Annotated in this window: 12 protein-coding genes; 9 read left to right on the forward strand and 3 right to left on the reverse strand. The window is 43.0% G+C overall.

Annotated features, from left to right (window positions below; translation table 11 throughout):
• Nucleotides 1-6 precede the first annotated feature (6 nt).
• The gene (locus ACPUYX_RS15850; RefSeq protein WP_426380605.1) at nt 7-609 is read right to left on the reverse strand and encodes a hypothetical protein; all 603 of its coding nucleotides are present in this window, start codon (nt 607-609) and stop codon (nt 7-9) included.
• A gap of 154 nt (nt 610-763) precedes the next feature.
• Between ACPUYX_RS15850 and ACPUYX_RS15855 the strand changes: the two genes are divergently transcribed.
• The 7 genes from ACPUYX_RS15855 to ACPUYX_RS15885 all read left to right on the forward strand — a co-directional run bounded on the left by ACPUYX_RS15855 (nt 764) and on the right by ACPUYX_RS15885 (nt 7,470).
• Complete coding sequence (locus tag ACPUYX_RS15855) at nt 764-1,516, forward strand: ABC transporter ATP-binding protein (RefSeq protein WP_426380606.1); 753 nt, start codon at nt 764-766, stop codon at nt 1,514-1,516.
• Nucleotides 1,497-2,417 carry a SufB/SufD family protein gene (locus ACPUYX_RS15860; RefSeq protein WP_426380607.1) on the forward strand — a complete coding sequence of 307 codons (921 nt, stop codon included), beginning with the start codon at nt 1,497-1,499 and terminating at the stop codon, nt 2,415-2,417. Before ACPUYX_RS15855 ends, ACPUYX_RS15860 begins: the two co-directional genes overlap by 20 nt.
• A gap of 429 nt (nt 2,418-2,846) precedes the next feature.
• A complete protein-coding gene (locus ACPUYX_RS15865) occupies nt 2,847-4,091 on the forward strand; it encodes an ABC transporter substrate-binding protein (protein ID WP_426380608.1) in 1,245 nt (414 codons plus the stop codon).
• A 70-nt stretch (nt 4,092-4,161) separates the two neighbouring features.
• Nucleotides 4,162-5,040, forward strand: coding sequence for a branched-chain amino acid ABC transporter permease (locus ACPUYX_RS15870; RefSeq protein ID WP_426380609.1), 879 nt, complete (start codon nt 4,162-4,164; stop codon nt 5,038-5,040).
• A 15-nt stretch (nt 5,041-5,055) separates the two neighbouring features.
• Nucleotides 5,056-6,054, forward strand: coding sequence for a branched-chain amino acid ABC transporter permease (locus ACPUYX_RS15875; protein ID WP_426380610.1), 999 nt, complete (start codon nt 5,056-5,058; stop codon nt 6,052-6,054).
• Nucleotides 6,041-6,784: an ABC transporter ATP-binding protein gene (locus ACPUYX_RS15880; protein ID WP_426380611.1), complete on the forward strand. Its 744-nt coding sequence runs from the start codon at nt 6,041-6,043 to the stop codon at nt 6,782-6,784. The genes ACPUYX_RS15875 and ACPUYX_RS15880 overlap by 14 nt, the downstream gene beginning before the upstream one ends.
• Nucleotides 6,778-7,470, forward strand: a complete 693-nt coding sequence (locus ACPUYX_RS15885) for an ABC transporter ATP-binding protein (protein WP_426380612.1) — start codon at nt 6,778-6,780, stop codon at nt 7,468-7,470. The genes ACPUYX_RS15880 and ACPUYX_RS15885 overlap by 7 nt, the downstream gene beginning before the upstream one ends.
• 154 nt (nt 7,471-7,624) lie before the next feature.
• Here the strand turns inward: ACPUYX_RS15885 and ACPUYX_RS15890 are convergent, their stop codons facing one another.
• On the reverse strand, nt 7,625-8,920 hold the full coding sequence (locus ACPUYX_RS15890; protein ID WP_426380613.1) for a (Fe-S)-binding protein: 1,296 nt from the start codon (nt 8,918-8,920) through the stop codon (nt 7,625-7,627).
• A 4-nt stretch (nt 8,921-8,924) separates the two neighbouring features.
• Nucleotides 8,925-10,313 carry an FAD-binding oxidoreductase gene (locus ACPUYX_RS15895; protein WP_426380614.1) on the reverse strand — a complete coding sequence of 463 codons (1,389 nt, stop codon included), beginning with the start codon at nt 10,311-10,313 and terminating at the stop codon, nt 8,925-8,927.
• A 422-nt stretch (nt 10,314-10,735) separates the two neighbouring features.
• Between ACPUYX_RS15895 and cax the strand changes: the two genes are divergently transcribed.
• Nucleotides 10,736-11,770, forward strand: coding sequence for a calcium/proton exchanger (gene cax, locus ACPUYX_RS15900; RefSeq protein WP_426380615.1), 1,035 nt, complete (start codon nt 10,736-10,738; stop codon nt 11,768-11,770).
• Between the two features lie 126 nt (nt 11,771-11,896).
• Complete coding sequence (locus tag ACPUYX_RS15905; RefSeq protein WP_426380616.1) at nt 11,897-12,304, forward strand: YidH family protein; 408 nt, start codon at nt 11,897-11,899, stop codon at nt 12,302-12,304.
• Nucleotides 12,305-12,634: the final 330 nt, after the last annotated feature.

The raw sequence follows: 12,634 nt of genomic DNA on the forward strand, positions 1-12,634 counted from the left end.
CATCAGTTAATTTACGAGGAGCTGTTTTGTGATTGTTCCTTTAACCTGAATGGTTATTGGTATTAAGTCTGTTTGAGGGATGACCGCCTGCTTTTTATCAACAACTTCATAGGGTAACATATAAGTATAGCGATGGTTCTCCAAATACGTTGTCGAAGACCGATAGCAAATTAAAAAAGCTATTAAAATTAAGAGGGCAATAATCACAGCCAAGAAAACATATATTAGAGTTCTATTGTTTGACATTAGTTTTTTCTTCGCTAACGTTAGTCTTTTATCTGTCGAATGGATTTCTTCCTGTATTCTTAAAATCTCAGTCCGAGCCTTAAAATATCCCTTCCCCAAAGATCGCTGCATTAAATCCGAAGCCTCTTTTATTCCCTTTCGGTAGGCTGTTAAATAGCCTTCATTTCTAGTCCATAGAAATCTTTTGAGATTTTTTTGAGCATTTTCCTCAATTTCCAGAGCAACATGATACATGGCCTCCGCATGCTCTGGTTTCCTCTTTAGGAGCTTTTGCCAAAATAATGGATCACTCTTTGCCAAAAAGTAACCATGAGAAATTGGTATCAGGTTATCCTTTATTTTAAACCGAGAGATACTTTCCAAAAAATGCTCCCCCTCTTATTCCAAGGTTACTTAAACTTATTCAGGGGCTTGTACAATAAGAACATAGTTTATTTTGAAAATAATTAGGTTACCCCTACAATATAATGTCGGATTATGTTATTGTTGAATCTAGATGAACTAAGGAGGAATAGCAATGCTTGAAATCCAGAACGTTTCTCTGGGCCTCAATGAGGACAAAGGGGTCGAAATCCTCAAAGAGATTAATTTGAAGTTTTTAGAAAAAAAGATATATGTTATTACAGGACCCAATGGTGGGGGGAAATCATCTCTAGCTAAACTAATCATGGGAGTTTATAATCCCACGGCCGGAAAAATTCTACTAGATGGACAAGATATCACGAACTTAAGTATTTCGGAACGAGCCCGTTTGGGAATAGGATATGCTTTTCAAAATCCACCTCGCTTTAAAGGAATAAAAGTAAAAGAACTCCTCAAAATGGCCGCATCTCATAACCCTGAAACGGTTAATATCTGCGATCTGCTTTATGACGTAGGGTTATGTGCACAGGATTATCTCAACCGGGATGTGGACAGCAGTCTTTCCGGCGGTGAAATGAAGCGAATCGAAATTGCTACAGTACTTGCTCGAAATCTCAAGCTGGCAGTGTTTGATGAACCGGAAGCAGGCATCGATTTATGGAGTTTTCAAAAACTGGCGGAAACGTTCAAAAACATCCATTTAAAATACGATACTACCATTGTTATTATTTCTCATCAGGAACGTATCATGGAGTTGGCTGATGAAATTATTTTGATGTCAAATGGAATGATTAGTGACCAATCAGAACGAGACACAATTTTGGCCAGAATTCTTAATAATGATGCTTGTCTTTGCGGTTCAAATTGCGCGAAAGGAGTTAATCAAAATGCTCAATGCGCTGGATAAGACTATGCTGGAAAAAGTAGCAGACCTTCATGAAATACCTCAAGGAGCTTTTAATATCCGCAAGAATGGAGTCGGGGTTCAGCGAAATACGACTGACAATATCGATATTGTCACGAAGGCTGATAAATCAGGCATTGATGTGATTGTCAAACCTTATACTAAAGGAGAAAGTGTTCACATTCCCGTAATCGTAACGGAGGAAGCCATCAATGACGTTGTCTATAATACCTTTGAAATCGGGGAATATTCCGATGTCTTAGTCGTTGCCGGCTGTGGAATCCATAATTCCGGAAGTCACAAATCGCAGCACGACGGGATCCATAACTTTTATGTTCGCCGGGGCGCAAAACTCAAATATGTTGAAAAGCACTATGGCCAAGGGGAAGGAACAGGCGAACGGGTTCTTAATCCCAAAACCATTATTGAGGCCGAAGAAGGTGCCGTCGTCGAACTTGAAATGATTCAGATCAAAGGAATTGACCATACCAAAAGAGACACTGAGATTAGACTTATGGATAAGGCCAAACTTGTGGTTACTGAACGTCTCCTAACATACAAAGATCAGGATGCGGAATCAAACATAACCGTTGAATTAATCGGAGCAGATTCTTCAGCCCAAATCATTTCCCGTTCTGTTGCCCAGGACAACTCGAAACAAGAGTTCTTTTTTGACTTGGTTGGACGTAATAAAGGCCGAGGGCACATTCAATGCGACGCCATTATTATGCATAATGCTCAAGTTCTTTCCACACCCAAAATATCTGCCCGTCACAGTGAAGCACAGCTGATTCACGAGGCAGCTATTGGGCGTATCGAATCAGAACAATTAATCAAGTTAATGTCCTTGGGATTCTCTGAATCCGAGGCTGAAGATACTATCCTCAATGGATTTTTGAAATAGTAAAGCTTTAACAAATCATCCATCAGTTTCAGTTGTTCAAAGGTTAATACTTTGAAGAGGATTTTTGTCTGCGGACTCTTCAGAGTCCGCAGTTATATTTTGGAACATAAAAAAAGGGGGTGCGCTGTGAACTACTTAAGTTCGCAGCGCACCCCCCCTTTTTTTTATCCTTATATGTACGAATGAACTTGCATATGGTTTGACGAAAATTGTATTATTACACATCAAAAAAGTATTGTCTGTTCCAAACTCAACTGTTATAATCTTAACATGCTCTATACAATCTAAACATAATAACTTAATAATTCTTCGGATTGAATCTGAAGGACTTAGAACAGAAAGGAAGCATGGTAGGACGGCAAAAGCACTTTTTTGATTCCTGTTTATTTCTAAAAACAGCAACGTAAGAATGAGGATGGAGGAAATAGTATGGTTAGAATGGTAGGCAGAATCAAATCCAGCAGTTTAATGCGCATAGGATCTTTGCTTCTGACAACAGCATTATTGGTGACCGGATGTGGAAACAGTCCAACGACAACATCCGGCAAAAAAGCTATTAAAGTAGGTATCGTGGATACATATACCGGCGGTGCCGCAGTTTATGCCCAGGATTCTTTAGATGGCTTCAAATTAGCAGCCAAAGAAATTGCCGCTAAAGGCGGTCCGGAGATCGACATCGTAACCCGCGACGATGAGTTTAAGCCTGACAAAGCGACTAGCTGGGCTAAAGAACTGGTCATGCGTGATCAAGTTGATTTCTTGGCCGGAACCACAAATAGCGCAGGATCTTTGGCGGTTTCTCAATACGCTAAAGAAAACAAAGTACCGTTTATTGATTGGGGCGGGATGAGTGACAAAGTCACTGGGGCAGCCGGTCACCGCTACGTCTTTAGCACCATACCTAATACCGCAATTATTGGCAAAGCCGGAGCCGTCCAGATCTCCAAAACACCTTATAAAAAGATTTGGCTCGCCGGCAGCGATTACGAATATGGTCACTCAGTTATTGATAACCTCTGGTCAAATTTGAAAAAAACTGAGCCGGATGTCCAAAAAACCGGAGAAACTTGGTGGCAAGTTGGGGAAACGGATTTCACCCCCTACATCAACGCCATTCGCAGTAAGAAACCTGATCTTCTTGTAGTCGGCACCGGAGGGGCAGACATGGTAGCCTTTATGAAAGCCGTGAAGGCAACCGGCTTAGCACAGGAAATACCGGTCTGGATTCACACCAGTATCGACCCAGCTACTTTGAGACCATTAGGAGATCAGGCTCCCACGGGAGTATTAGGAACAAATCCTTATCTCTCTAGTTATCCGGACACCGCAGCCAACAAAGCCTTTGTGAGTGCTTTCAAAAAGGAATATAATCGTGAACCTGCTGCTTTCGCATTATACGGTTATATGGCAGGTCAATTCTTGGGGCAGGCCATTGAAAAAGCCGGAAGTACGGATAAAGAAAAGATCATCGACGCCTTGGAAGGTTTATCGATTGACACCCCCGTTGGTAAAGCCACACTGCGTAAAGAAGATCACCAGGTTGCCATTCCTATGATCTATGGAGCCGTTGGCAAAACGGACGGGAAAATCGCTCCCACAGACCTCCACACGCTCAGCCCGGATGAGATAATGCCTCCTATAGATGATATCCAAAAAGCAAGAGCGAAAAAATAAACAAGTAATTTCATGGGTGGTACCGCAAGGTACCGCCCATTTCTCAACCTAAACGATAGGGGATAGACAAATGGATATAGCAACATTCTCAAGTCAATTGTTAATAGGCCTCAGCAGGGGGATGATTTTTTTTATCGTCGCTGCGGGACTAACTCTTATCTTCGGAGTCCTGAGGATTACAAATTTCGCCCACGGATCGCTTTACATGCTGGGAGCCTTTGCAGCCTACACAGTTTCAACATCTTTAGGTCATGGCCATTATGGCTTCTGGTTGGCTTTGCTGGTCGCTCCCATTACCGTAATGATTTTAAGTCTTATTATCGAACGCGGTTTGCTGCGTTTCATCTATAACCGAGATCATTTAACGCAAATGCTCTTAACCTACTCCCTCGTACTCATTGCCGGTGATGCGGTTAAAATCATTTGGGGGTCAGAATATAAATCCATAAATATCCCCGAAGGGCTCAGAGGTTCCATTTCGCTCTGGGGAGCTTCTCTGCCTTTATACAATGCCTTCCTGCTCCTCATCGGACCTCTTGTAGCACTCGGATTATGGCTCTTTTTATCTAAAACTCATCTGGGCAAAATATGCCGTGCAACAGCAACTGACCGTGAAATGGTAGACATTCTAGGCATCAACAGCACTCGAGTCTTTGCTTTAGTTTTTGCCCTGGGAGGGTGGCTTGCCGGATTAGGGGGAACTTTAATCGCTCCCACAACAACAGTTTCTATGGGGATGGACGCGAATATTCTCATCTACGCCTTTTTGATAGTGGTAATCGGCGGATTGGGCAACATCTGGGGAGCCCTTATCAGTTCAATCATCATCGGAATGGGAGAAGCCATCGGTGTACTTCTCATTCCCAGCGTCTCAATTATACTGCCCTATATGATTGCAGGTATTTTACTTATTTTTAGACCCTCAGGTTTATTAAAATCTGTCTGGTAAGAAAGGAAACCAAGTATGTCAGTAAACATTGATCCTTCATCAAGAACTACAAACAGAAAAATTCATAACTTATTGGGCTTGGGATTGGCTCTGATCGGAATCCTTATTCTCCTGATTGTTCCAACCCTCATCCCGCCCTATTATAGTTACCTCTTAGCCACTATCTTCACAACAGCCTTGCTGGCAACAAGCTTAAATCTGGTTTTAGGCTACGGGGGACTGCTTCATCTACATCATGGGGTATTTTACGGGATCGGCGCTTATACCGTTGCCATTATACTGACCAAAACCTCTTGGCCTTTTGCCTTGGCAGTCATTCTCGGGCCTATACTTTCAGCTGCTCTTGCTTTTGTGATCGGTTGGTTTTGTGTCCGTCTGCGGGGGCTGTATTTTGGTATGCTCACGTTAGCTTTAGGACAATTAGTTTGGGCTATTGTTTACCGGTGGAATGCCCTGACGAATGGTGATAATGGCATCCATGCCATTCCTGTTCCAGACTTCTTGACGTCTATTAGCTCTGTGTATTATACAACTCTTTTAGTTCTTCTCGTCTCTCTGCTCATTCTCTCTAAAATCACGAAATCTCCTTTTGGCCTTACTTTACTGGCAGCCCGCGACAATCCGGTACGCTCTGAAAGTTTAGGAATCAATGTCAAACAACACCGTCTGATCGCCTTTGTTATTGCAGGTTTTTTTGCCGGTGTTGCAGGGGTACTTTTTGTTCTCCTGGAACGTTCCGTAGCTCCTTCCCTCTTATTCTGGAATAAATCCGCCGAAATCTTAATTATGTGCCTAATGGGAGGCTTGACGGTCTTCTTAGGGCCAACCTTAGGAGCAGCCATCTTAGTTCTTTTGTCGATGATCGTAGGACTTTATACTGAATATTGGCTTCTTGTCCTCGGCCTCCTTTTATTAATTCTTGTACTTTTCTTACCTCAGGGGATTCTAGGTTACATTAGCGAAAAAATAAAAGGGCGACGTCAGAGAGGAGGAGGATTAGATGCTTCAAATTGAGCAGCTTAAAAAATCCTTTGAGGGATATCAGGCAATAGCGAATGCCAATCTTTCCGTTCCCCAAGGAGAAGTTGTAGCTGTCATTGGACCCAACGGCGCGGGAAAATCCACCTTATTTAATCTTATCACCGGCCATTTAACAGCAGATTCCGGTTCAATTCGTTTTCAGAATACCGATATTACCCGATGTACTCCCCATCAAATCTGTCACCATGGTATCGGACGGTCATTTCAGCTAATTAATATTTTTTCCAGTTTGACGGTATTCGAAAACATACAAACCGCTGTACTTGCCAAGCACCGTCTTGACCGGAAGTTGTTCAAACCCGCCAAAAAGCTTCTCAGGGAAGAAACTTTGGAAGTCCTCAATAGTTTTGGACTTGTACGATATAAGGATCATTTATGCAGTTCCCTCTCTTACGGAGATCAAAAAGTCCTGGAAATTGCTATTGCCCTAGGAAGCGAGCCAAAACTTCTCCTCTTGGATGAACCGACGGCAGGAATGTCTCCTGATGAAACGAGTCGTATCGTCCAACTTATTAAAAGATTGTCTCAAGATGAAGGCCTGACGATATTGCTCACGGAACATGACACTGATCTCGTCTTTGATGTGGCACAAAAAATTATGGTTCTGCATCAAGGAGAGACGATTGCTCAAGGCCTGCCTGAAGACATTCGCAGCGACAAAACTGTGCAAAAAGCCTATTTGGGGGAAGCTGAAGTATGCTAGAAATCAAGGATATTCACACCTATTACGGCATGAGCCATATCTTATTCGGTTTGTCCTTAACGGTCGCACAGGGAGAAGTAGTATCACTCCTCGGCCGAAACGGCGTAGGTAAGACTACAACCCTGAAAAGTGTTATGGGTATCGTTCCTCCCAAAAGCGGTGAAATTACATTTCGCGGACAAACTATTACTAAAATACCGACTAATCGTATGGTTAAATTGGGAATCAGTTATGTCCCTGACAGCCGCAGGATTTTTGCCGACCTCACAGTACGTGAAAATCTTGAAATTGCTGCCGGTATTCGCCCCGGTGACTGGACAATCGATAAAGTTCACGCCTTGTTCCCCGTACTGAAGAAATATGAAAATCGCCGCGGAGGCAACCTAAGCGGCGGTGAACAACAAATGCTCAGTATTGGCCGGGCTTTGCTGGGTAATCCGGATCTTTTAATATTGGACGAACCAACAGAAGGGCTTGCCCCTTTAATTGTTCGCGAACTTGAAGAACAGATTTTAGAACTTTGTTCCACCGGAATCTCAATCCTCTTAGCCGAACAGAATCTCAAATCTGCCTTAAAATTAGCAAATCGCTGTTATGTTCTTGAACGCGGACAAGTCCGTTTTGAAGGAACCGTCGAATCCTTAGCCGAAAATGAAGAGGTCAGAACAAAATACTTGCTGGCTTAGTGAAGTTGTTCAGCTAAAGCTGGCAAAGATTTCAACGAATCGAGTACAAAAAAGAGCCGTCACCCACTTCCTTGAAATGAAGAAGTGGTGACGGCTCTCCCTAGTCTCAGGCAGCATTTATGCTTATCTCCTACAGTTTAACTTGTTAAAGCTGTTAAATCTTTATTCCTGTCTTAATTCCTTCTCTAGCTTCATAGGCCATCTCTAGGAGCTGAGCAGTGTGTATTACTCCCATTCCAGCCTCTTGAAGGTGAAGTCCGTCCAAAATATGCATACGACAGGCAGAACATCCTGTAACAACTACCTCGGCCCCAGTTTGCAGGATATCCTCAACTTTACGATTATTTATCTTCGTGGAAAGCTCATAATGAGTCAAACTAAAGGAACCTCCGCTGCCGCAGCAGGTATCCGGCTTCTTCATTTCCAAAAATTCTACTCCGGGAATTTGCTTAATAATTTCTCTGGGTTGCTCTTTTACGTTTAGACCCCGTACAAGATGACAGGGATCATGATAGGTAACTTTAAGAGGTAATTCACCAATGTTCTCCTTAAAGTCACCCAGAGAAACGACCAGTTCTGTGAAATCTTTAACCATCTTCCCCAAGTGTTTAGCCCTTTCAGCATATCTCGGTTCATCCTGCAGCAACTCAGCATATTCCTCTTTCAAAGCTAAGCCACAGGTCCCGCAAGCAACCACCACACTATCCGCCTTTTCTTTCAAAAGAACGTCAATATTAGCCCGGGCCATTTCCCGAGCCGTTTCATAATCTCCGTTCATCCGTACCGGAGTTCCGCAGCAATTTTGGAGTTTCGGAATGACAACGTCTATGCCCAAGCGGTTTAGAACATTAACGACTGCTCTTCCTGTGTCCGTGTAAATATAATTGATCATGCAGCCGGTAAAAAACACCACACGCAAACGAGGATTCGCAACTTTAACAACTTGCGGATACATTGCCTTTAAAGGTTTGGACGCCAGGGGAGAAAGCAATCGTCTTTGATCAATCCCCAACGGCATTCTGGGCAGCATTCCTTGTCCTCCCGGACCAGGACGGAAAACAACTTTCTGCAGAATCCGACCTGCACTCATTCCTGTGTCAAAGACCCAACGGTTTTTTAAAATGAGACGAAAGATTAGCTTTTTGAGCGGTGAGAGCCCTTTCTGATCTACAATTTCCTTGCGGGCCGCTTCCACAAGCTTGTCAACCTTGACACCGCTTGGACAGTTGGCTACGCATGCTTTACACATTAAACACAAGGACATCTTGGAAATAAACCCTTCAGTTAAGGATAGATCCTTGGAGATAACGCCTCGTATAAGCTTTACTCGACCCCTGGCGACGGTTGATTCAGCCTGAAGTTCTCGAAAAACAGGACAAACATTTTGACAGGAACCGCATCGTATACAGCGGATAACTTCTTTTTCCCAAGACTCAAATGAACGTTCCATTTCCTCACGCTCCAAACATAACGCCGGGATTTAAAATGTTATTGGGGTCCAGAGCATGTTTAATCTTCCGCTGGATTTCCAGACCTATCTCCCCTGTCTGCAGGGTAATAAACTTAGACTTCGCTCGTCCGATGCCATGTTCTCCGCTTAAAGAGCCCCCAAGTTCCACTGTTAAAACAAAAATCTCATCAATAGCCTTTTCTACTCGTGCAGCTTCCTCTCTGTCCATTTCATCAGTAAGAATGGTTGCATGCAGATTACCGTCTCCCGCATGACCAAGTATAGCAATAATAATATTATACTTGGCGGCAATTTCTTGGATTCGCCGTACTGCGACGGGAATTTGGCTGCGGGGAACCGTTGCATCCTCGCCAATAATAGTCGGTTTTACCCGTGAAACCGAAGCAAAAGCTGATCGCCGGGCAAACCATAAGTCTTCCGCTTCTTTCTTTGTCGTAGCAACCCGAATTTGAACGGCACCAAGACGACGACAAATCTCTTCGACCTTGCCGATCTGTTTGGACAGTATCTCAGAATCTCCATCTACTTCAATTAGAAGGACAGCCCCTGCCTCTACGGGAAGCCCCACCTTAGCATACTCTTCAATATTTTTGATATAAATATTATCCAGTAATTCCAGGGAACAGGGAACTAACCCACCGGCAATGATTTCTGATACCGTCTCAGAAGCTTGTTCCATCTCAGAGAAAACAGCCATCATAGTACTCTTAGCCTCCGGCAGAGGAATGAGTTTAACAATGATTTTAGTAATTACACACAGAGTACCTTCGGAACCGGTAAAAAGTTTTGTCATATCGTAACCTGTGACATTTTTTATCGTTCGTCCGCCGGTCATCATAATCTCACCCGTTGGCAGAACGACTTCCAGGCCTAAAATATAATCCCTTGTTACTCCGTATTTGACACCGCGGGGCCCGCCGGCACACTCCGCCACGTTACCACCCATGGTTGACACAGCCAAACTTGCCGGATCAGGGGGATAAAAGAGGCCAAGTTTTTCCACTTCCCTCTGAAATTGTCCGGTGATCACTCCCGGTTCTACCACAGCAATGAGATTCTTCTTGTCAATCTCCAGGATTTTATTCATTCTCTTCAAGACAAGGACAATACAGTCTCCTATAGAAACGCTCCCTCCACTGACATTAGTCCCAGCTCCTCGAGGAACAACAGGGATTTTTTCGCGATTTGCCAGCGTAAGGATCATGGAAATTTCTTCAACAGTGCCCGGATACACTGCAACACCCGCTAAATCTTTAATGTCTGCCTTAAGAAATGATGCATCATAAGTATAGCAATATAAGTCTTCTAACGTTGTGTAGAGATTTTCCTCTCCAACTATTTTAGTCAGTTCCTGAATGATTTCTGGTTTCAATTATCTTGCCTCCTCTGTTAGGCTCCGGCTCTGCGACAAGATTCATGGCAAATTTCGCCGCATCCATAAATATTTCGCCACACAGACAAAATATCCTTTAAAACACTTTATTTTATTATAATCTGTTATATAGTATTTCTTTGGGTATTGCACGCCTGATTATCCTCCTTCATAATGTGTTTGATAGGAAGTTTTGTGTAAGTGAACTCGTTCAGCTAAAGCTGAACATCGAGACTTCGGTGACGAAAGTGTCCTGTGGACACTTTTGCTGAAAGCGCCTAACCCAAAACAAATGCTATCGCGCTGAAGGTTGGACTCTACCCCCACCGAAGCAGAGTACGGGGACCCACTCCCACTTAAAGAAGTGGGAGTCTTACATTGGATAAACCGCGGCTATTTATCACGTTTGAGGAGGATAATTTGTGAAGTTCCTTAATTTATTTCTTTTAGCTATCCCTGTCAGTATCTTTTTTCATCTTACAAATAGTTCACCCATCCTGGCATTTCTGACAGCTTGTTTGAGCATTATTCCTCTTTCCGGCTATATGGGGAAGGCCACGGAAGAGATCGCCATTTATGTAGGACCAAATATCGGAGGCTTATTGAATGCCACGTTTGGAAACGCCGCCGAACTGATTATCACACTCTTTGCCTTAAAGTCCGGTCTTGTCGAAGTGGTTAAGGCCTCCATAACCGGATCGATCATCGGTAATCTGCTCCTTGTTTTGGGACTCAGCATGCTGCTCGGAGGATTCAAATTTAAAACTCAAAAATTTAACAGAGCTGCTGCTGGCATGCACACCTCTATGCTGCTTTTAGCCGTTACCGGGCTGATTATTCCCGCAGTCTTTCTCAATAACCATTCAAATCCTGCCGCTGAACCTTTAAGTCTAGGTGTAGCCGCAGTTTTGATCCTGATCTATTTATTGAGTTTACTCTTTTCTCTTCATACCCACAAAGACGTATTTCGTCCCAGCCAAGAACATTCAGGTACTCCACAGTGGACAAGGAGTAAAGCATTACTTATTCTCCTCGCGGCTACGATCTTTGTCGTTATTGAAAGCGAGTTTTTGGTGTCAGGAATTGAACCGGTCGTTAACACCCTGGGAATTAGCGAGCTTTTTATAGGTGTTATTATTATTCCCATCATCGGTAATGCGGCAGAGCATACCACAAGTGTTATGATGGCTTTAAAAAACAAAATGGAAATCAGCCTGGAAATTGCTATTGGTTCCAGCACTCAAATAGCTCTATTTGTCGCTCCCTTGCTTGTCTTTATCGGCTATTTAATCGGACGGCCAATTGATCTTCTCTTTACAAGTTATGAGCTTGTTGTCATTATTTTGGGCACAGTAATTACGGCCATTATTAGCATGGATGGCCGCTCAAACTGGCTGGAAGGCGCACAACTGTTAGCCTCTTACGTTATTATGGCTATCGCCTTTCTTTTTGTATGATCCTTAATCTGAAATTGCCCTATGTTTATAAACTTTTTATCCATTCGCAAGACTCCCACTTCTTCAAGTGGGAGTAGTTTTCATACTTGCTTTAACCTAATACGACACTACAAAGGAGAAAAAATAATGTTAACAAAAGAAATTTCCTCTCAAAAGCCCAATACTAATCGCCGTCTGCACCTCGCCAATGAACGAACGTTTTTAGCCTGGATCAGAACGAGTATCGCAATGATGGGCTTTGGTTTCGTTGTCGAGCGCTTTGCCTTGTTTCTTAAACAAATGTCCTATGTCCTTGGACAATCAAATCTTGATGTTACCTTCCCCCCCTCTCATGGATACTCGACAATGATTGGCATCTCTCTGGTTGCACTTGGTTCTCTTATGAGTGTTTTAGCCTATCTGAAATATCGAAACGTTGATTTACAAATCGATACCAATACTTATCAGCCCTCATCATTCCTTAATATCTTACTGAGCATCTCTGTTTTAGCCGTTGGCATGTTCCTGATCTTCTATTTGCTGCAAAGCATTTAAAGACATTATCCAAACTTGTTACATAACTGCGAAATTGTACAAGTTGCTATGTTCTTGAGCACTTCTGATAGTGAACTCGTGCAGCTAAAGCTGAACCATAACAAATGCTATCGCGCTGAAGGATGGACTCTACCCCCACCGAAGCAAGGTATGGGAACCACTCCCACTTGAAGTGGGAGTCTTACGTTGGATAAAACAAAAGTGCTGAAATAAAACAACATTGGTTTATTTCAGCACTCGAGAATTTGTAATGAAGTTGTTAATTTAAGAGAATTGATAATATAAGAGCACGCAATGGTCTTATCTAGCACCAACATAGATCGTTTATCA

Source organism: Desulfosporosinus sp. SYSU MS00001, assembly GCF_049943955.1.
Classification (GTDB): Bacteria; Bacillota; Desulfitobacteriia; order Desulfitobacteriales; family Desulfitobacteriaceae; genus Desulfosporosinus.

What these genes read in the sequence shown, in the direction of transcription:
- ACPUYX_RS15865 (WP_426380608.1), top strand. Translation starts at nt 2,847, where the DNA reads ATGGTTAGAATGGTAGGCAGAATCAAATCCAGCAGTTTAATGCGCATA.
- ACPUYX_RS15855 (WP_426380606.1), top strand. Translation starts at nt 764, where the DNA reads ATGCTTGAAATCCAGAACGTTTCTCTGGGCCTCAATGAGGACAAAGGG.
- ACPUYX_RS15885 (WP_426380612.1), top strand. Translation starts at nt 6,778, where the DNA reads ATGCTAGAAATCAAGGATATTCACACCTATTACGGCATGAGCCATATC.
- ACPUYX_RS15875 (WP_426380610.1), top strand. Translation starts at nt 5,056, where the DNA reads ATGTCAGTAAACATTGATCCTTCATCAAGAACTACAAACAGAAAAATT.
- ACPUYX_RS15860 (WP_426380607.1), top strand. Translation starts at nt 1,497, where the DNA reads ATGCTCAATGCGCTGGATAAGACTATGCTGGAAAAAGTAGCAGACCTT.
- ACPUYX_RS15905 (WP_426380616.1), top strand. Translation starts at nt 11,897, where the DNA reads ATGTTAACAAAAGAAATTTCCTCTCAAAAGCCCAATACTAATCGCCGT.
- ACPUYX_RS15870 (WP_426380609.1), top strand. Translation starts at nt 4,162, where the DNA reads ATGGATATAGCAACATTCTCAAGTCAATTGTTAATAGGCCTCAGCAGG.
- ACPUYX_RS15880 (WP_426380611.1), top strand. Translation starts at nt 6,041, where the DNA reads ATGCTTCAAATTGAGCAGCTTAAAAAATCCTTTGAGGGATATCAGGCA.
- ACPUYX_RS15890 (WP_426380613.1), bottom strand. Translation starts at nt 8,920, where the DNA reads ATGGAACGTTCATTTGAGTCTTGGGAAAAAGAAGTTATCCGCTGTATA.